This is a genomic window from Pseudomonas sp. OF001 (assembly GCF_904426495.1).
In the GTDB taxonomy this organism is placed as follows: domain Bacteria; phylum Pseudomonadota; class Gammaproteobacteria; order Pseudomonadales; family Pseudomonadaceae; genus Geopseudomonas.
This window is the reverse complement of the sequence record NZ_CAJGBM010000001.1, coordinates 91,037-109,401: the sequence shown is the minus strand read 5'-3', so window position 1 is coordinate 109,401 and position 18,365 is coordinate 91,037. Positions and strand designations below refer to the sequence as shown.

Genomic DNA, 18,365 nt, shown 5'->3' with positions numbered 1-18,365 from the left:
TGTCGCGGCGGCGCTGCGCCAGTAGGCTTGCCGATCCCCCAACCGAAACCCTCGCGCTTATGATGTTCCAGTACCGTTCGTTTCTGGTTTCCCTGTTCCTCGGCCTCGTGCTGCTCGCCCCCCTCGCCGGTGCCGCCGGCAACCTGCCCAGCGCCACCGCCGTGCAGAAGCAGCTCGACGGCCTCGAAGGCCGCAAGCTGCCGGAGGCCGAGCACAAGGCCCTGCAGGACACCCTGCAGAAGACCCTCGCCAACCTGCAGACGCTGCAGAGCAGCAGCGACGAGCTGAACCGGCTCAAGCAGCAGTTGGCCGCCGCCCCCAGACAGACCCAGGAGGCCCAGCGCGAACTCAAGCAGCTGGTGCCGGTGCCCGCCGAGCAGTTGGCCAAGCGCTACGCCGGCCTGCCCGTCGCCCAGCTGGAAGGCCTGCTCGCCGAGCGCCTGACCCAGCTCAGCGACAGCCAGACCCAGCTGGCCCAGGCCACCAATGCGCTGATCAACGCGCAGACCCGTCCCGAGCGCGCCCAGTCGGAGATCAGCGCCAACCAGGCGCGCGCCCAGGTCATCCGCGACATCCTCAAGGACGGCAAGGACAACAACCAGCCGCTCGGCGCCGAGCAGCAGGCCATGCTGCAGAGCGAGCTGGCCGCCCTGGAGGCGGTCTCCCAGCTGCGCCGCCAGGAACTGGCCGGCACCACCGCCCTGCAGGATCTCAGCGCCAGCCAGCGCGCCCTGCTGAGCCAGCGCACCACCCTGCTCGAGGCGGAAATCCTCGCCCTGCAGAACAGCCTCAACGAGAAGCGCCGCGAGGAATCGGCGGAAACCGTGGCCCAGCTGTCGCGCGAGAGCCAGGGCAACCAGGGCGGCAGCCTGCTGGCCACCCAGGCCGACCTCAACCTGGCGCTCAGCGACTACCTGCTCAAGTCCACCGACCGGGCCAACGCGCTGATCCGCAAGAACATCGAGACCAAGCAGCAGCTCGACGGCCTGAAGCAGGCCGAGCAGGCCCTCGACGAGCAGATCGCCGTGCTCAAGGGCAGCCTGCTGCTGACCCGTATCCTCTACCAGCAGAAGAACGCCCTGCCCAAGGTCAGCGCGGACAAGAACCTCGCCAACGAGATCGCCGACCTGCGCCTGTACCAGTTCGAGCTGAACCAGCGCCGCGCCGAGATCGTCAATCCGACCCAGTACGTCGCCAACCTGCTCGCCAGCCAGCCGAGCGAGAGCGTCAGCCCCGAGCTGCGCAGTCAGCTGGAACAGCTGGCCCGCGCGCGCCTGGAGCTGCTCGACCGCCTCAACACCGAGCTGGGCAACCTGCTGACCCAGGCCATCACCCTGCAGCTCAACCAGAAGGAGCTGCTGGCCACCAGCGCCAGCCTCAGCCGCACCCTCGACGAGCAGATGTTCTGGATCGCCAGCAACAAGCCGCTCGATCTGGACTGGTTCAAGGAAGTGCCCGGCCGCCTGCAGCGCCAGCTCGAAGCCCTGCCGATCCGCGACAGCGCCACCGTCATCGGTCACGGCCTGATCGGCCAGCCGCTGCTGTTCCTGCCGCTGGTGGTGCTGCTCGCCGCGCTGATCGGCGGCCGCCCCTGGCTGCGCCGCCAGCTGGCGCACATCGACGACGAACTCTCCCAGCTGCGCCGCTACCGGCAGACGCTCACCCCGCTGGCGGTGCTCTGCCACTTCCTGCTGGTGCTGCCGCTGCCGCTGATCGTCGCCGCCTGCGGCGTGGTGCTGATCCGCGACCCGCAGGCCGGCACCACCATCTTCGGCGAGTCGCTGCTCAAGTTGTCCCAGGCCATGCTGGTGTTCGGCGTCAGCTACCGCCTGCTGGCCCGCGGCAGCGTGGTCGAGCGGCATTTCGGCTGGGATCCGGCGCGGGCGCAGAGCCTGTACCGCCAGGTACGCCAGCTGGGCCTGGTGGTGATGCCGATGGTCCTGGTGGTGAGCATCGCCGAGCGCCAGCTCTCCGGCCTGGCCGACGACGTGCTGGGCATCTTCATCGTCCTCAGCGGCTTCCTGCTGATGAGCTGGATCCTGCTGCGCATCATGCTCAGCCAGCCGCCGTTCTTCGGCTCGCGGGTGCTGCACTTCGTCGCCGCGCTGCTGCTGGTCGGCCTGCCGCTGGCCCACGTGGTGCTGGTCGGCTTCGGCTACTACTACACCGCACTCAAGCTCACCGGCCGCCTGCTCGACAGCCTGTACATCATCGCCATCTGGACGGTGGTGCAGTCGGCGGTGCTGCACGGCCTCGACGTCGCCGCCCGCCGCCTGGCCCTGCAGCGCGCCCAGGCGCGCCGCCAGGCCGCGCCGCGCGAGGGCGCCGACGGCGGCGAGCTGATCGAGGAGCCGACCCTGGCCCTGGAGCAGGTCAACCAGCAATCCCTGCGCCTGGTGCGCCTGGGCCTGCTGCTCGGCTTCGTCGGCATCTTCTACTTCGTCTGGGCCGACCTGCTGGCGGTGTTCACCTACCTCGACAGCGTGACCCTCTACCAGTACACCAGCGGCAGCGGCGACACCGCCGTGCGCGTGCCGATCAGCCTGGGCGATCTCATCGGTGCCGGGGTGATCCTGGCCATCACCCTGGCGCTGGCGCGCAACCTGCCGGGCCTGCTGGAAATGCTGGTGCTGTCGCGCCTCAACCTGGCCCAGGGCAGCGCCTACGCCACCACCGCCCTGCTGTCCTACGCGATCATGGCCTTCGGCCTGGTCAGCACCCTGTCGACCCTGGGCCTGAGCTGGGACAAGCTGCAGTGGCTGGTCGCGGCGCTGTCGGTGGGCATCGGCTTCGGCATGCAGGAGATCTTCGCCAACTTCATCTCCGGCCTGATCATCCTGTTCGAGCGCCCGGTGCGCATCGGCGACGTGGTGACCATCGGCAACCTGTCCGGCTCGGTGAGCAAGATCCGCATCCGCGCCACCACCATCACTGATTTCGACCGCAAGGAAATCATCGTTCCCAACAAGACCTTCATCACCAGCCAGCTGATCAACTGGTCGCTGACCGACACGGTCACCCGCGTCACCATCAAGATCGGCGTCGCCTACGGCTCCGACCTCGAGCTGGTGCGCCGGCTGCTGCTGCAGATCGCCCACGACAACCCGCGGGTGCTCAGGGAGCCGGAGCCGGTGGTGTTCTTCCTCACCTTCAACGAGAGCACCCTCGACCACGAGCTGCGCATCCACGTGCGCGAGCTGGGCGACCGCAACGCGGCGATCGACGAGATCAACCGCGAGATCGACCGCCTGTTCCGCGAACACGACATCGACATCGCCTTCCGCCAGCTCGACGTCTTCCTGAAGAACCTGCAGGGCCAGCAGCTGCAGCTGGTCAGCGGCCAGCCGCTGCCGCCCGCCGCCAGCGTCAAGCCTGCCGAGCGCGCGAACCGGGAGTGACTGGACGGCCTGCGGCAATTCCCAGCACAATGCTCGGGAATTGCCGGAGGCCGCCGTGACCACTCTCGACCAGCTCGAATTCGACAACCGCTTCGCCCGCCTGGGCGACACCTTCTCCACCGCCGTGGCGCCGCAGCCGATCGAGCAGCCGCGCCTGGTGGTGGCCAGCCCGGCGGCCATGGCGCTGCTCGATCTCGATCCGGCCGAGAGCGCACGGGCGGAGTTCGTCGCGCTGTGCGCCGGACAGCAGCTGTGGAGCAGCGCCGAGCCGCGGGCGATGGTCTACTCCGGCCACCAGTTCGGCATGTACAACCCGCAGCTCGGCGACGGCCGCGGCCTGCTGCTCGGCGAGGTGGTCAACGCCGCCGGCGAGCACTGGGACCTGCATCTCAAGGGCGCCGGCTACACCCCCTACTCGCGCATGGGCGACGGCCGCGCGGTGCTGCGCAGCTCGATCCGCGAATTCCTCGCCAGCGAACACCTGGCAGCGCTGGGCATCCCCACCACCCGCGCGCTGTGCGTGGTGGCCTCCGATACCCCGGTATGGCGCGAGCGCGCCGAGACCGCCGCCACGCTGCTGCGCCTGTCGCCCAGCCACCTGCGCTTCGGCCACTTCGAGTTCTTCTACTACACCCGCCAGCACGACGCCCTGCGCCAGCTCGCCGAGCACGCCCTGGACTGCCACTTCGCCGAGTGCCGCGCGCAGGAGCAGCCGTTCGCCGCCATGTTCGGCCAGGTGGTCGAGCGCACCGCCGAGCTGATCGCCCTGTGGCAGGCCTACGGCTTCTGCCACGGGGTGATGAACACCGACAACATGTCGCTGCTCGGCCTGACCTTCGACTACGGTCCCTACGCCTTCCTCGACGACTTCGACGCCCGCCACGTGTGCAACCACTCCGACAGCGGCGGGCGCTACAGCTTCGAGAACCAGGTGCCGATCGCCCACTGGAACCTCTCCGCGCTGGGCCAGGCGCTGACTCCGCTGGTGGCGGTGGACGAGCTGCGCGAAGCGCTCGGCCGCTTCCTGCCGCGCTACCAGGCCGCCTGGCTGCAGCGCATGCGTCTGCGCCTCGGCCTGCGCACGGCCGAGGACGGCGACGAGGCCCTGGTGCAGCGCCTGCTGGCGCTGATGCAGATGGGCGCCGTGGACTACTCGCTGTTCTTCCGCCGCCTGGGCGATGCGCCGGCCGCCGAAGCCCTGCGCGTTCTGCGCGCGGACTTCGTCGACCTGGCCGGCTTCGACGCCTGGGGCGCCGACCTGCTCGCCCGCCTGGCCCGCGAAGGCAGCGACGACCAGGCCGCGCGGTGCGCGCGGATGCACGCGGTCAATCCGCGCTACGTGCTGCGCAACTACCTGGCCCAGCAGGCCATCGAGGCCGCCGAGCGGGGCGACTACAGCCTGGTGCGCGAGCTGCACGCGGTGCTGGCGCGACCGTTCGCCGAACAGCCGGGGATGGAGCGCTACGCCGAACGCCCGCCGGAGTGGGGCAAGCGCCTGGAAATCAGCTGCTCGTCGTGAACGGACGCCGACAGACTCAGCGCTGCCGCCAGGCAGCGCAGGCGTCCCCGGCGCGTTTTTTATAGAAAAAACACATATAAACCTTATAAATCATTCTTTGACCGTCTAAACAAACCTTCCTATCGTTGGAGGCCGCCCGCGCCACCGACGCCGGGCCGATACCTCACCCGAGATTCGCCCCAAGGATGTCCATGCTCCCGGACTCGCTGTCGCTCTGGTTCGTCGCCGCCCTGCTGGTCTGGGTGCTGTATGCCTTCGTCCGCGAGAAGTGGAGCCCGGACATCGTCGCCGCCATCGGCGTCGCCGCCCTGCTGGTCGCCGGCCTGCTGGAGCCCAGGGAAGTGCTCGGCGTGCTGTCCAACTCAGCGCCGGTGACCATCGCCTGCATGTTCGTCATCTCCGCGGCGCTGGAGCGCACCGGCTGCATCGACGCCCTCGGCAACTGGCTGGGCGAGCTGGTCGGCAGCAGCCCGACGCGGGTGATGCTCGGCCTGACCGTCACCGCCCTGGCGATCTCCGCCTTCCTCAACAACACCCCGGTGGTGGCCATCCTCACCCCGGTGGCCATCGCCCTGGCCAAGCGCTCCGGCACCCTGCCCTCCAAGCTGCTGATCCCGCTGTCCTACGCCACCATCCTCGGCGGCACCCTGACCATGATCGGCACCTCGACCAACATCCTGGTCGACGGCGTGGCGCGCAAGCTCGGCCTGGCGCCGTTCGGCATGTTCGAGATCACCGCCGCCGGCCTGGCCTTCGCCGCCGCCGGCATGCTGTACATGCTGACCATCGGCAAGCACCTGCTGCCGGCGCGCGAGAGCCTGTCGCGCCAGCTGCGCCCGGACCTCGACCGCACCTTCATGAGCGAGCTGCTGGTGCCGCACGACTCGCCGGTGATCGGCAAGACCATCAACGAGGCCAACCTCAACGGCGGCAGCGGCCTGCAGGTGCTGCAGGTGAGCCGCGACGAGCAGCAGATCAGCCGCCCCCACCACGACTTCGTGCTGCAGGCCGGCGACCTGCTGGTGCTGCACGGCCAGGTCAGGGACGTGGTCGACCTGCGCGAGAGCGGCCACCTCGCCTTCAACCGCGGCGACGCCTTCGAGACGGTCAGCAGCCATGACGTGATCCTCGCCGAGGCCATCGTCGGCCGCAATTCGCGCTACAGCCACCGGCCGATGCGCGATCTCGACCTCGGCGCGCGCTACGGCATCAACGTGCTGGCCGTGCACCGCCAGGACGAGAACGTGCAGGGCAACCTCGACGACTTCCAGCTGCAGTTCGGCGACGTGATGCTGGTCGAGGGCACCCCTTCGCAGATCAAGCGCTTCGCCGACAACGGCGAGCTGATCAGCCTCAACGCCGTGCAGGAACGTGCCTACCGCCGCGACAAGGCGCCGATCGCCATCCTGGTCACCGCCGCGGTGATGCTGCTGGCCGCCTTCGGCGTGATGCCGATCGAGGGGCTGGCGATCATCGGCGCGGTAGTGGTGCTGGCCACCCGCTGCCTGGACGTCGAGGACGCCTACAAGGCGGTGGACTGGAAGATCCTCAGCCTGATCTTCGGCATGCTGGCGATCAGCATCGCCATGGACAAGGTCGGCCTGGTCCGGCTGATCGTCGAGAACGTGATGGACCTGCTGCCCTGGGCCGGGCCGCTGCTGCTGCTGTCGTTCATCTACCTGTTCACCTCGATCCTCACCGAGGTGCTGTCCAACAACGCGGTGGCGGTGCTGGTCACCCCGATCGCCATCGGCATGGCCCAGCACCTGGGCGTCGACCCGCGCGCCTTCGTCGCCGCGGTGATGTTCGCCGCCAGCGCCAGCTTCGCCACGCCGATCGGCTACCAGACCAACACCTTCGTCTACAACGCCGGCGGCTACCGCTTCAGCGACTTCATGAAGGTCGGCATCCCGCTCAACCTGCTGCTGTGGCTGGTCGCCACCGCCGTGCTGCCGCTGGTCTGGCCGCTGACCCCGGTCTGACCGCCCGGGCCAATGCCCCCATCGCGCATGGTGGCATTGACCATGGCACAGCCCGCTCGGCATGCTGCACACTTTTCCCTGTCTCGAAGGAATGTGTGCATGAAAGCGGAAACCCTGGCCATCCACGCCGGCTACAGCCCCGACCCGACCACCAAGGCGGTGGCGGTGCCGATCTACCAGACCACCTCCTACGCCTTCGACGACACCCAGCACGGCGCCGACCTGTTCGACCTCAAGGTCGCCGGCAACATCTACACGCGGATCATGAACCCCACCACCGACGTGCTGGAGAAGCGCGTGGCGGCGCTGGAGGGCGGCGTGGCGGCGCTGGCGGTGGCCTCGGGCATGGCGGCGATCACCTACGCGATCCAGACCATCGCCGGGGTCGGCGACAACATCGTCTCGGTGGCCAAGCTGTACGGCGGCACCTACAACCTGTTCGCCCACACCCTGCCGCGCCAGGGCATCGAGGTGCGCTTCGCCCCGCACGACGACATCGCTGCGCTGGAAGCGCTGATCGACGCCAACACCAAGGCGGTGTTCTGCGAGTCGATCGGCAACCCGGCGGGCAATATCGTCGACCTCGAAGCCCTCGCGCAGGCCGCGCACCGCCACGGCGTGCCGCTGATCGTCGACAACACCGTGGCCACGCCGGTGCTGTGCCGGCCGTTCGAGCACGGCGCCGACATCGTGGTGCACTCGCTGACCAAGTACATCGGCGGCCACGGCACCAGCATCGGCGGCATCGTGGTCGACTCCGGCAAGTTCCCCTGGGCCGACAACAAGGAACGCTTCCCGCTGCTCAACACCCCGGACGCCTCCTACCACGGCGTGACCTACACCGAGGCCTTCGGCCCGGCCGCATTCATCGGCCGCTGCCGCGTGGTACCGCTGCGCAACATGGGCGCGGCGCTGTCGCCGTTCAACGCCTTCCTGATCCTCCAGGGCCTGGAGACCCTGCCGCTGCGCATGGAGCGCCACTGCGAGAACGCACGCAAGGTCGCCGAGTTCCTGCAGCAGCACCCGCAGGTCAGCTGGGTGAAGTACGCCGGCCTGGTCGACCATCCCGAGCACGAGCTGGCGCAGCGCTACATGGGCGGCCAGCCGGCCTCGATCATGTCGTTCGGCATCCAGGGCGGCATCGAGGCGGCGGCGCGCTTCATCGACGCGCTCAAGCTGGTGGTGCGCCTGGTCAACATCGGCGACGCCAAGTCGCTGGCCTGCCATCCGGCCTCGACCACCCACCGCCAGCTCAACGACGAGGAACTGGCCCGCGCCGGCGTGTCCCGCGACCTGGTGCGCCTGTCGATCGGCATCGAGCACATCGACGACATCCTCGCCGACCTCGGCCAGGCGCTGGAAGCGTCCCGCGGCTGACTCCCGCAGGGTGCGCCACGCGCACCGCCGCCGCTGCGCATCGGTGCGCACGGCGCACCCTGCATTGCCTTGATATCCGCAGCGCCGGCCCCACACTAGGGACATCACCCCGTGGAGCCCGCCATGACCGATTCGCTGATCATCCCCTGCCCGCACTGCCACGGGCTCAACCGCATCCCCGCTGCCCGCTTGGGCGACGCACCGCGCTGCGGGCGCTGCAAGAGCGCCGTGCTGCCGGGCCAGCCGTTCGCCGTCGACGGCGCCGGCTTCGCCGCCCAGCTCAGGGGCGACCTGCCGCTGCTGCTCGACGTCTGGGCCGACTGGTGCGGGCCGTGCAAGGCCTTCGCGCCGGTCTTCGACCAGGCGGCACGCCAGCTGTCCGGGCGCGTGCGCCTGGCCAATCTGGACAGCGAGGCCGAACCGCAGCTGGCCGGCCAGCTCGGCATCCGCTCGATTCCCAGCCTGATCCTGTTCAAGGACGGCCGCGAGGTGGCGCGGCAGAGCGGCGCCATGGCGCTGCCGCAGCTGCTCGCCTGGCTGCGCCAGCACGGCGTAGCGTAGGGAGCGCCTTGCGCTCCACGCTTCGACTGGCGCGGCGCACCCTACGCTCGACAGGACAGCCCGGGACCTGCGCGGCATACTGGCAACCTCCGTTCCCCGCAGTGAGGCCGCCATGCCCCAGCACATCCTCGTCGCCCACGATCTCAGCCCCGAGGCCGACCTGGCCCTGCAGCGCGCCGCCCGCCTGGCCCGCCAGAGCGGCTCGCGCCTGAGCCTGCTGCACGTGCAGTCCGCCCAGCTCGCGGCGGGCAGCGACGACCTGCGCCGGCAGCTGGAGGAGCGCCTGGCGGCCTGCGTCCTGCCGCGCGCCGAACTGGTACTGCGCCACGGCCCGGTCGCCGAGGAGATCCTCCGTCAGGCCCGCGGCCTGGAGGCCGACCTGCTGGTGCTCGGCGCCCACCACCGCGGCTCGCCGGAGGGCTTCGCCGGCACCACCCTCGAGCGCATCCTGCAACGCAGCCCGGCCCCGGTGCTGCTGGCGGTCGGCGACAGCCCCTGGCAGCGCGCGCTGGTGGCGCTGGACTTCTCGCCCTGCGCCAGCCGCGCCCTGCGCCAGGCGGCCCGGCTGCTGGAGCCGGGTGCCCGCCTGCATGCCCTGCACGTCGAGGAAGTGGCGCCGCTGCACGCCGGCGACGATCCGGAGGAACTGGCCTTCGAGAGCGAGCTGTTCGAGCATCTGGTCGCCGAGGAGCGCGCGCGACTGCCGGGCGGCCTGCAGCTCAGCCACGAACTGCGCGCCGGCGAGCGCAGCGCCTGCCTGCAGGCGGTGCTCGCCGAGCAGCGCCCGCAGCTGCTCGCCCTCGGCAGCCACAGCCGCGGCGAACTGGCCGACGCCCTGCTCGGCAGCCTGACCCTGGAGTGCCTGCGCCACCCGCCCTGCGACGTGCTGGTGGCGCGCTGAAGGAGCCTCAGCCCTCCAGGCAGGCGTGCAGTTCGACGAACTGGCGGGTCAGCTTGTGCCGCGGATCGAGGTGGATCAGCGGCGTGCAGGCCTGGTGCGACTCGCGCATCTTCACCGAGGCGCCCAGGTACACCGGCAGCAGCGGCATGTCCTCGGCGAGCAGTTCGGCGAGCAGCTGCTGCGGCAGGGCGGCGCGCGCCTGGAACTGGTTGACCACGATGCCCTCGACCTCGAGATCCTCGTTGTGGTCCTCGCGCAGCTCGTCGATCTCGGCCAGCAGGCCGTACAGCGCCTGGCGCGAGAAGCTGTCGCAGTCGAAGGGGATCAGCACGCGGTCGGCGGCGATCAGCGCGGAAACCGTGTAGAAGTTCAGCGCCGGCGGGGTATCCAGATAGATCCGGTCGTAGTCCTCGTCCAGCTCGTCGAGCAGCCTGCGCAGCTTGTTGATCTTGTGCTTCTGCTCCAGCTTGGGCTGCAGCTCGGCCAGCTCGGCGCAGGCGGTGACCAGATGCAGGTTGGCGAAGGGCGTCTCGACCACCTTGACCCGCGCCTTCTTGCCGGCACTGCCGGCCAGTACCTGCTTGAAGAAGTCGGCGATGCCGGCGGGGATGTCGTCGCCGCTCAGCCCGCTGAGGTAATGGGTGGAATTGGCCTGGCTGTCGAGGTCGATCAGCAGGGTGCGATAGCCCTGCGCCGCGCTCACTGCCGCCAGGTTGCAGGCGATGCTCGACTTGCCCACTCCGCCCTTCTGGTTGAACACCACGCGCCGCATACCGTCGTCTCCTTGTCGTTCTGCCGTGTGTCCCGCATTTAACCCCATTCCGCCGCCGCGCGCTCAGCCTTCGGGACGGGCACGCTGGCGCCGGGCCTCGGCGGCCTCGTTCTCGAGCAGCTCGGCGAAACGCTGTACCAGCGGCGAGGCATCGCCTGCGCGGCGCACCAGCCACACAGCGGTGCCGGCGCCGGGGTCGCGCAGGGTGCGGCAGACCACGCCGTCGATGCGCATGCGGTTGAACGAGGCCGGCAGCACGGTGACGCCCAGGCCGGTGGCCACCAGGCCGATCAGGGTCATCGCCTCGCTGGCCTCCTGGACGATGCGCGGGGCGAAACCGGCGCCGCGCGCCAGCTCGAGCAACTGGTCGTAGAGGCCGGTGCCGAAGCTGCGCGGGAAGAACACGAAGGCTTCGCCAGCCAGTTCGGCCAGTGCGATGCCGTCATCGCGCGCGGCCAGCGGGTGGCCGGCCGGCAGCACCGCGACCAGCGGCTCGACGAACAGCTCCAGCGCCTCCAGCCCCACCGGCAACGGATCGAGCGGGCGCATCATGCCGACCTGCAGCAGCCCGGCGGCCACCGCCTCGGCCACCCCGCGGCTGCTCAGCTCGCGCAGGTCGAGGTGCACCTGCGGGCAGGCCAGGCGGAAGGCCTGGATGGCCCGCGGGATGGTCGAGGTGAAGGGCGCCGAGGAGGTGAAGCCGACCTTCAGCTCGCCCAGCTCGCCCTGGCGGGCGCGGCGGGCGACATCGACCGCCCTGTCCAGCTGGGCGAGCACCGCGCGCGCCTCGGGCAGGAACAGCTCGCCGACCGTGCTGAGCGCCACCCGGCGGTTGGTGCGCTCGAACAGGCAAACGCCGAGTTCCTCCTCCAGCGCCTGGATCTGCTGGCTCAGCGGCGGCTGGGAGATGCCCAGCCGCGCCGCGGCGCGGCCGAAGTGCAGCTCCTCGGCGACGGCGACGAAGTAGCGCAGGTGACGGAGTTCCATGGGCAGCCCATTCGATTCGAAATGCATATCAGACGAGTCGAATAATATATTGGAACTAACAATCCTGCCTCGCCTATGCTTGCCGGCATCCACCCCGCCCGCTTCCCGGAGCGGCACGACCGTCCGTACCGAGGTCCCGATGCCCAGCCTTGCCGCCAGCCCCGCCGAGGGCGCCGCCACCGAACAACCCGGCCACATCGAGAAGGGCAGCGCCGCCTTCCGCCGCACCAACTGGGCGCTGTTCGCCGGCGGCTTCGCCACCTTCGCCCTGCTCTACTGCGTGCAACCGATGCTGCCGGTGCTGTCGGACGCGTTCGCCGTCAGTGCGGCGCAGAGCAGCCTGGCGCTGTCGGTGGCGACCATCGCCCTGGCCGTCGGCCTGCTGCTCACCGGGCCGCTGTCCGACGCCGTCGGGCGCAAGCCGGTGATGGTCGCCGCGCTGGTCGCCGCCGCGCTGTGCACCCTGCTCGCCCCGCTGATGCCCGGCTGGCACGCCCTGCTGCTGATGCGCGCGCTGGTCGGCCTGTCGCTGAGCGGCCTGGTGGCGGTGGCGATGACCTACCTCAGCGAGGAGATCCACCCGCAGCACCTCGGCCTGGCCATGGGCCTGTACATCTCCGGCAACGCCCTCGGCGGGATGAGCGGGCGGCTGGTCAGCGGCGTGCTGGTCGACCACCTGTCCTGGCAGGCCGCGCTGGGCATCCTCGGCGGCCTGGCGCTGCTCGCCGCGCTGCTGTTCTGGCGCCTGCTGCCGGACTCGCGGCACTTCCGGCCGACGCCGCTGAGCTTCGCCAACCTGGCCGGCGGGCTGCGCCTGCACCTGTCCGACCGCGGCCTGCCGTGGCTGTTCCTCGAGGCCTTCCTGCTGATGGGCGGCTTCGTCACCCTGTTCAACTACATCGGCTACCGCCTGCTGGAAGAGCCCTACCGGCTGAGCATGACCTGGGTCGGCCTGCTCTCGGTGGTCTACCTGTCCGGCACCTACAGCTCGACCCAGGCCGGCGTGCTGGCCGACCGCCTCGGCCGCCACCGGGTGTTCTGGCCGGCAATCCTGGTGATGCTCGCCGGCCTGCTGCTGACCCTGTTCGGCTCGCTGGCACTGATCCTCGCCGGCATGCTGCTGTTCGCCTTCGGCTTCTTCGCCGCCCACTCGCTGGCCAGCAGCTGGGTCGGCCGCCGCGCCCTCGAGGCGCGCGGCCAGGCCTCGTCGCTGTACCTGTTCAGCTACTACCTCGGCTCGAGCATCGCCGGCACCGCCGGCGGCTTCTTCTGGCAGCACGGCGGCTGGACCGGCGTCGGCCTGTTCATCGCCGCCCTGCTCGCCGTCGCCCTCGGCGTGGCCCTGCACCTGTCGCGCCTGCCGCCCAAGCGGCCACAGGGCTGAACCCTAGGGTGCGCCATGCGCACCACGACCCTCCCAGGTTTCGCGGTGCGCATGGCGCACCCTACCCCGAAAACGACGAAGCCCGATCACTGGATCGGGCTTCGTCGGTTAGCGCGTGGCTCAGTGGTGGTACTGCGCCGACAGCTCGTGCACCGCCTCGATGAACACCCCGGCATGCGCCGGGTCGACTTCCGGGGTGATGCCGTGGCCGAGGTTGAACACGTGGCCGCTGCCGTGGCCGAAACGCTCGAGGATGCGCGCCACCTCGGCGCGGATCGCCGACGGATTGGCGTACAGCACGGTCGGGTCCATGTTGCCCTGCAGGGCCACCTTGTCGCCGACGCGGGCGCGGGCGTTGCGGATGTCGCAGGTCCAGTCCAGGCCCAGCGCGGTGGCGCCGGTGTCGGCCATCGCCTCCAGCCACTGGCCGCCGTTCTTGGTGAACAGGATCACCGGTACCTCGCGACCTTCGTGCTCGCGGATCAGGCCGTGGACGATGCGCTCCATGTAGAACAGCGAGAACTCGCGGTAGGCCGCATCCGACAGGCTGCCGCCCCAGGTGTCGAAGATCTGCACCGCCTGGGCGCCGGCGCGGATCTGGCCGTTGAGGTAGGTGGTGACCGACTGGGCCAGCTTGTCGAGCAGCGTGTGCATGGCCTGCGGGTTGTCGTAGAGCATCGCCTTGGACTTGCGGAAGTCCTTGCTGGAGCCGCCCTCGACCATGTAGGTGGCCAGGGTCCAGGGGCTGCCGGAGAAGCCGATCAGCGGCACGCGGCCGTTCAGCTCGCGGCGGATGGTACGCACCGCATCCATCACGTAGCCCAGATCCTTCTCAGGATCGGGGATGGGCAGCGCGTCGATGTCGGCCATGCTGTCGATGCGCTTCTTGAAGCGCGGACCTTCGCCGCTCTCGAAGTACAGGCCCAGGCCCATGGCGTCGGGAATGGTGAGGATGTCGGAGAACAGGATGGCCGCATCCAGCGGGTAGCGGTCGAGCGGCTGCAGGGTGACCTCGCAGGCCAGCTCCGGGTTCATGCACAGGCTCATGAAGTCGCCGGCCTTGGCGCGGCTGGCGCGGTACTCGGGGAGGTAGCGTCCGGCCTGGCGCATCATCCACACCGGGGTGACGTCGACGGGCTGCTTGAGCAGGGCGCGGAGGAAACGGTCGTTCTTCAGGGCGGTCATAACGGCTTCCGACGAAAATTCAGACGGGCATTGTCGCAAAGCACACGGCAAAAGGCACGGCGGGGGCCGTGCCTTTCGTGGTGCCGTTGATCCCGGTCAGCGCTGCCGCCGCAATCACGCCGGCAGGCCGGCTGCCAGCGGCGCCGGGCTGTATCGCAGTCGCCACCACAGCAGCAGGGGCGCCAGCAGCAGGAAGATCACCGGCACGCCCCAGGCCGCCAGCACCGCCGAAGAGGGCCAGCAGCCGGCAAACAGCAGCCAGGCGGACATCGTCAGGCCGGCACACAGCACCAGAGCGGACAGCCCCCAGCGCCAGCGGTCCCGCCAACCGGCGACGACCAGCAGCACATGAGCCATCTCGACGGCCAGCATCAACAGCGACCAGACGACGAACCACTGCAACCAGGGCAACGGAAAGCCATAGTGCCAGGCAACGGGAACGACAACGACGCCCAGCAGCAACAGCCGCTCGCCCTGCACCAGCAGCGCCTGCCGGCACAGAGCCCGCAGCAGCGCCTGACCGCGCGGCAGGCCGGGCAGCAGGAACAGCTCGTCGAGCGCCGCACGTCCCTGGGCGGAGGCCAGCCACTGGGCATTGAAGGCTGACGACAGAGCCAGCAGCACCGGGGCACCACCCACCAGCATGAAGCGATGGAGGTTCTCCGGCTCCAGCGCCAGCAGGATCAGCAGGATCAGCAGGCAGCTGCCCAGGAACGCTCCGGACGCCAGCCGCCCGCGCCAGCGATAGCGTTGCCGGAATGTCTGCATCGGTGCGCCCAGCACGGCAGCCAGCGCGCGATTGTCTTCCCGAGTCGCCTCCCCGACATGCCTGTCGAGCGCCGAGGACGTGGCGCGCCCCTGGCCGATCGCGCTATCCATGAGCAAAACCTGCGGCTGCCACCACCAGTTGGCGCTGCGAACCGGGCTGCAATACCAGCGCCAGAGCAACATGACAGCGCACAGCACGCCGCCCGTCACCCCCCAGTAGCCGAGCGCGGTCGTCGGCCAGCAGAGATGCTGGGCCGCCTGCGGCAACACGATCGCCAGCCACCACAGGGCATGCGGCAGACTCAGCAGCAGCATGCCCAGCGCCGAGCCCAGCAGAAGGGCGCCGGCGAACAGGAATACATCCAGGGTCGCGCCGACCCAAGGCAGCGCCAGCAGGAAGGCGGCCAGTACCGGCAGCATGTACAGCACCAGGCCAGCGCCCAGCAACCGCCCGGTACCCGGCAGCAACAATGGCGGCATGGCACAGGCCAATCGCCCCAGGCGTCCGGCCATCAGCAGCCACCAGAGCATGGCGCTGGCCAGCGCGGCGACGATCAGCGTCTCCTCCCGTTCGGCCCGGGGCAGACGCTCGAGGAAATGGATAGCACTGGCCAGGGGCGTCACCAGCAGCGTCAGCGCCAGCAGCAGGCGCCCCTTGCCGGGCAACAGCACGCGCAGCAGATGCCCACTCATGCGGCCAGCTCCACGAACAGATCCTCGAGACCGAGCGGCTGCAGGCGGGCCTGCACCGGCAGCCCGGCCGGCGGCTGGCCCTGCGTCAGGCGCAGCAGCAGGTTCCAGCCACCATCCTCGCGCCGATGGCGCGCCAGCTCGCCGGGCAGCGCAAGTCCCGGCTCCACACCCGCCGGCAGGCTGACCCGGCGCACCTCCTCCTTCAGCTCATCGAGAGCGGCGTGCAGGCGCAGACGGCCGGCGTCGAGCAATGCGACATGCGAGACGATGCGTTCCAGGTCGGAGAGGATATGGCTGGAGAACACCACGGTGGCGCCCTGCTCCGCGGCGGTGGCGACGATCTCGCCGAGCAGTTCACGACGCGCCAGCGGATCGAGAGCCGCGGCCGGCTCGTCGAGCACCAGCAGGCGCGGGCGCGAGGCCAGCGCACGGATCAGGCCGACCTGCTGACGCTGCCCGGGCGAGAGCAGATCGAGACGGCGGTCACCGTCCAGCGACCAGCGCTGCAGCAGGCGCGCGGCCAGTGCCCGGTCCCAGTGCGGATAGAGCCCGGCGACGAACTCCAGCATGGCCGTGGCGCTCATCCAACCGAAACTGTCGAGCTGCTGCGGCACATAGGCCAGCGCCGCCCTGTCGGCATCCGTGAGGCGCAGGGACGGCACCCCGTCGATCCAAGCCCCGCCCCGCGACGGCTGCAGCAGGCCGAGCAGGCAGCGCAGCAGGGTGGTCTTGCCGGCGCCGTTGCGGCCGATCAGGCCGAGGATGCAGCCCGGCTCGATCCGCAGCGAGATGTCGTCCAGTACCGGCTGGCCATGGTAGTCCTTGCCCAGCCCGCGCGCTTCCAGCGCAGCTTCCATTTGCATTCTCCTCGGTTCAGTCCTTTTCGCTCATCAGCGGACGCAAGGCGGCGGCGACCTGAGCATGGTCGAGGCCGAGCTGCCGGGCCTGGCGTGCCAGCTCGGCCAGCGGCTCGGCCAGCAGCTCCAGGCGCTGCTCCAGCGACGGCGCGACGGGCGAGCACAGGGCGACTCGCATGCCCTTGCCGCGCAGGCGCTCCAGCAGCCCCTGGGCCTCCAGCAGGGTATAGGCCTTGGAAACCGTCATCGGGTTGATTGCATGGACGGTCGCCACCTCGCGTACCGACGGCAAAAGCTCGCCCGTCGGCCATTGGCCGGCGAGGATCAGGCGACTGATCTGGCCTACCAGTTGGCGGTAGATGGGATCGGGTGATCCGGGCTCGATGTGCAGTTGCATTGCGTCCATGTGTATTAGTATAGCAATACACATGGAATATGAAAAAGCCCTGCCGGCATGATGACCGACAGGGCCCGCAGAGCGCCATGCGCCAGCCGGCGCACGGAAGGCCGGATCAGACGCCCAGGTAGTCGAGGATGCCCTCGGCGGCCTGGCGGCCTTCGAAGATCGCGGTGACCACCAGGTCGGAGCCGCGCACCATGTCGCCGCCGGCGAAGATCTTCGGGTTGCCGGTCTGGAACTTGAACTGGCCGGCTTCCGGGGCGATCACCCGGCCGGAGCCGTCGACCCGGATGCCATGCTGCTCGAACCAGGGCGCCGGGCTCGGGCGGAAGCCGAAGGCGATCACCACGGCGTCGGCTGGCAGGATCTCCTCGGAGCCCGGGATCGGCTCGGGGCTGCGCCGGCCGCGGGCGTCCGGCTCGCCGAGGCGGGTCTCGATGACCTTGACGCCTTCCACGCGCCCCTCGCCGACGATGGCGATCGGCTGGCGGTTGAACAGGAACTTCACGCCCTCTTCCTTGGCGTTCTTCACCTCGCGGCGCGAGCCCGGCATGTTTTCCTCGTCGCGGCGGTAGGCGCAGGTGACGGCCTTGGCGCCCTGGCGGATCGAGGTGCGGTTGCAGTCCATGGCGGTGTCGCCGCCGCCGAGCACCACCACCTTCTTGCCGGCCATGTCGATGAAGTCCGCCGGGGACTTCTCGAAGCCGAGGTTGCGGTTGACGTTGGCGATCAGGAAGTCCAGTGCGTCATAGACGCCCGGCAGGTCCTCGCCGGGGAAGCCGCCTTTCATGTAGCTGTAGGTACCCATGCCCATGAACACGGCGTCGTACTCGGCGAGCAGCTGCTCCATGGTGATGTCCTTGCCCACCTCGGTGTTGAGGCGGAACTCGATGCCCATGCCGGCGAACACCTCGCGGCGACGGCTCATCACGGTCTTCTCGAGCTTGAACTCGGGGATGCCGAAGGTCAGCAGGCCGCCGATTTCCGGGTTCCTGTCGAACACCACCGGGGTCACGCCGTTGCGCACCAGCACGTCGGCGCAGCCGAGGCCCGCCGGCCCTGCGCCGATCACCGCGACGCGCTTGCCGGTCGGCTTGACCTTGGACATGTCCGGGCGCCAGCCCATGGCGAAGGCGGTGTCGGTGATGTACTTCTCCACCGAACCGATGGTCACCGCGCCGAAGCCGTCGGCCAGGGTGCAGGCGCCTTCGCACAGGCGGTCCTGCGGGCAGACGCGGCCGCAGACTTCCGGCAGGGTGTTGGTCTGGTGCGACAGCTCGGCGGCGGCGAGGATGTTGCCTTCGGAGACCAGCTTCAGCCAGTTGGGGATGAAGTTGTGCACCGGGCACTTCCACTCGCAGTACGGGTTGCCGCAGCCCAGGCAGCGGTGCGCCTGTTCGGTGGCCTGCTGCGGCTTGAACAGGTCGTAGATCTCGACGAATTCCTTCTTGCGCTGGCGCAGCAGCTTCTTCTTCGGATCCTTGCGGCCGACCTCGATGAACTGGAAGTCGTTGTTCAGACGCTCAGTCATATCAGAACCTCTTTGCAGCAGCCCCAGGCCAGGCGCCTGCGGCTGCGAAA

General features: G+C 69.5%; 14 protein-coding genes. 7 read left to right on the top strand and 7 right to left on the bottom strand.

The genetic code is table 11. From position 1 onward, the window contains the following. Window positions 1-59 precede the first annotated feature (59 nt). From mscK to RA210_RS00445, 6 genes are all read left to right on the top strand, one after another. Window positions 60-3,398 carry a mechanosensitive channel MscK gene (gene mscK, locus RA210_RS00470; RefSeq protein WP_201485061.1) on the top strand — a complete coding sequence of 1,113 codons (3,339 nt, stop codon included), beginning with the start codon at window positions 60-62 and terminating at the stop codon, window positions 3,396-3,398. Window positions 3,399-3,453: 55 nt separating this feature from the next. After that, window positions 3,454-4,917 carry a protein adenylyltransferase SelO gene (gene selO / locus RA210_RS00465; RefSeq protein ID WP_201485060.1) on the top strand — a complete coding sequence of 488 codons (1,464 nt, stop codon included), beginning with the start codon at window positions 3,454-3,456 and terminating at the stop codon, window positions 4,915-4,917. 191 nt (window positions 4,918-5,108) lie between these two features. Then, window positions 5,109-6,899, top strand: a complete 1,791-nt coding sequence (locus RA210_RS00460) for an SLC13 family permease (RefSeq protein WP_201485059.1) — start codon at window positions 5,109-5,111, stop codon at window positions 6,897-6,899. Window positions 6,900-6,998: 99 nt separating this feature from the next. After that, window positions 6,999-8,276, top strand: a complete 1,278-nt coding sequence (locus RA210_RS00455) for a bifunctional O-acetylhomoserine aminocarboxypropyltransferase/cysteine synthase (RefSeq protein WP_201485058.1) — start codon at window positions 6,999-7,001, stop codon at window positions 8,274-8,276. Between the two features lie 123 nt (window positions 8,277-8,399). Continuing rightward, window positions 8,400-8,837 (top strand): thioredoxin TrxC, encoded by a 438-nt coding sequence (gene trxC, locus RA210_RS00450; protein WP_201485057.1) that lies wholly within the window; start codon window positions 8,400-8,402, stop codon window positions 8,835-8,837. Window positions 8,838-8,949: 112 nt separating this feature from the next. Further along, the gene (locus tag RA210_RS00445) at window positions 8,950-9,738 is read left to right on the top strand and encodes a universal stress protein (RefSeq protein WP_201485056.1); all 789 of its coding nucleotides are present in this window, start codon (window positions 8,950-8,952) and stop codon (window positions 9,736-9,738) included. A gap of 7 nt (window positions 9,739-9,745) precedes the next feature. Here RA210_RS00445 and RA210_RS00440 read toward each other — a convergent pair whose 3' ends face one another. Beyond that, the gene (locus RA210_RS00440) at window positions 9,746-10,510 is read right to left on the bottom strand and encodes a ParA family protein (protein ID WP_136491030.1); all 765 of its coding nucleotides are present in this window, start codon (window positions 10,508-10,510) and stop codon (window positions 9,746-9,748) included. A gap of 63 nt (window positions 10,511-10,573) precedes the next feature. After that, a complete protein-coding gene (locus RA210_RS00435) occupies window positions 10,574-11,497 on the bottom strand; it encodes a LysR substrate-binding domain-containing protein (RefSeq protein WP_201485055.1) in 924 nt (307 codons plus the stop codon). A gap of 139 nt (window positions 11,498-11,636) precedes the next feature. On the opposite strand from RA210_RS00435, the gene RA210_RS00430 reads away from it, so the two are divergent. Then, a complete protein-coding gene (locus tag RA210_RS00430; protein WP_201485054.1) occupies window positions 11,637-12,881 on the top strand; it encodes an MFS transporter in 1,245 nt (414 codons plus the stop codon). A 120-nt stretch (window positions 12,882-13,001) separates the two neighbouring features. Here the strand turns inward: RA210_RS00430 and hemE are convergent, their stop codons facing one another. The 5 genes from hemE to RA210_RS00405 form a co-directional block, all read right to left on the bottom strand. Next, window positions 13,002-14,066 carry a uroporphyrinogen decarboxylase gene (hemE, locus tag RA210_RS00425; RefSeq protein ID WP_201485053.1) on the bottom strand — a complete coding sequence of 355 codons (1,065 nt, stop codon included), beginning with the start codon at window positions 14,064-14,066 and terminating at the stop codon, window positions 13,002-13,004. 114 nt (window positions 14,067-14,180) lie between these two features. Further along, a complete protein-coding gene (locus RA210_RS00420; RefSeq protein WP_201485052.1) occupies window positions 14,181-15,527 on the bottom strand; it encodes a hypothetical protein in 1,347 nt (448 codons plus the stop codon). Then, window positions 15,524-16,384, bottom strand: a complete 861-nt coding sequence (locus RA210_RS00415) for an ABC transporter ATP-binding protein (RefSeq protein WP_236574579.1) — start codon at window positions 16,382-16,384, stop codon at window positions 15,524-15,526. Before RA210_RS00415 ends, RA210_RS00420 begins: the two co-directional genes overlap by 4 nt. Window positions 16,385-16,400: 16 nt before the next feature. After that, the gene (locus tag RA210_RS00410) at window positions 16,401-16,781 is read right to left on the bottom strand and encodes a GntR family transcriptional regulator (protein WP_236574578.1); all 381 of its coding nucleotides are present in this window, start codon (window positions 16,779-16,781) and stop codon (window positions 16,401-16,403) included. Window positions 16,782-16,896: 115 nt separating this feature from the next. Beyond that, a complete protein-coding gene (locus RA210_RS00405) occupies window positions 16,897-18,315 on the bottom strand; it encodes an FAD-dependent oxidoreductase (protein ID WP_201485047.1) in 1,419 nt (472 codons plus the stop codon). Window positions 18,316-18,365 lie beyond the last annotated feature (50 nt).

What these genes read in the sequence shown, in the direction of transcription:
- RA210_RS00410 (WP_236574578.1), bottom strand. Translation starts at nt 16,781, where the DNA reads ATGCAACTGCACATCGAGCCCGGATCACCCGATCCCATCTACCGCCAA.
- RA210_RS00440 (WP_136491030.1), bottom strand. Translation starts at nt 10,510, where the DNA reads ATGCGGCGCGTGGTGTTCAACCAGAAGGGCGGAGTGGGCAAGTCGAGC.
- RA210_RS00455 (WP_201485058.1), top strand. Translation starts at nt 6,999, where the DNA reads ATGAAAGCGGAAACCCTGGCCATCCACGCCGGCTACAGCCCCGACCCG.
- RA210_RS00415 (WP_236574579.1), bottom strand. Translation starts at nt 16,384, where the DNA reads ATGGAAGCTGCGCTGGAAGCGCGCGGGCTGGGCAAGGACTACCATGGC.
- RA210_RS00460 (WP_201485059.1), top strand. Translation starts at nt 5,109, where the DNA reads ATGCTCCCGGACTCGCTGTCGCTCTGGTTCGTCGCCGCCCTGCTGGTC.
- RA210_RS00435 (WP_201485055.1), bottom strand. Translation starts at nt 11,497, where the DNA reads ATGGAACTCCGTCACCTGCGCTACTTCGTCGCCGTCGCCGAGGAGCTG.
- RA210_RS00430 (WP_201485054.1), top strand. Translation starts at nt 11,637, where the DNA reads ATGCCCAGCCTTGCCGCCAGCCCCGCCGAGGGCGCCGCCACCGAACAA.
- mscK (WP_201485061.1), top strand. Translation starts at nt 60, where the DNA reads ATGATGTTCCAGTACCGTTCGTTTCTGGTTTCCCTGTTCCTCGGCCTC.
- RA210_RS00405 (WP_201485047.1), bottom strand. Translation starts at nt 18,315, where the DNA reads ATGACTGAGCGTCTGAACAACGACTTCCAGTTCATCGAGGTCGGCCGC.
- RA210_RS00445 (WP_201485056.1), top strand. Translation starts at nt 8,950, where the DNA reads ATGCCCCAGCACATCCTCGTCGCCCACGATCTCAGCCCCGAGGCCGAC.
- trxC (WP_201485057.1), top strand. Translation starts at nt 8,400, where the DNA reads ATGACCGATTCGCTGATCATCCCCTGCCCGCACTGCCACGGGCTCAAC.
- hemE (WP_201485053.1), bottom strand. Translation starts at nt 14,066, where the DNA reads ATGACCGCCCTGAAGAACGACCGTTTCCTCCGCGCCCTGCTCAAGCAG.
- RA210_RS00420 (WP_201485052.1), bottom strand. Translation starts at nt 15,527, where the DNA reads ATGAGTGGGCATCTGCTGCGCGTGCTGTTGCCCGGCAAGGGGCGCCTG.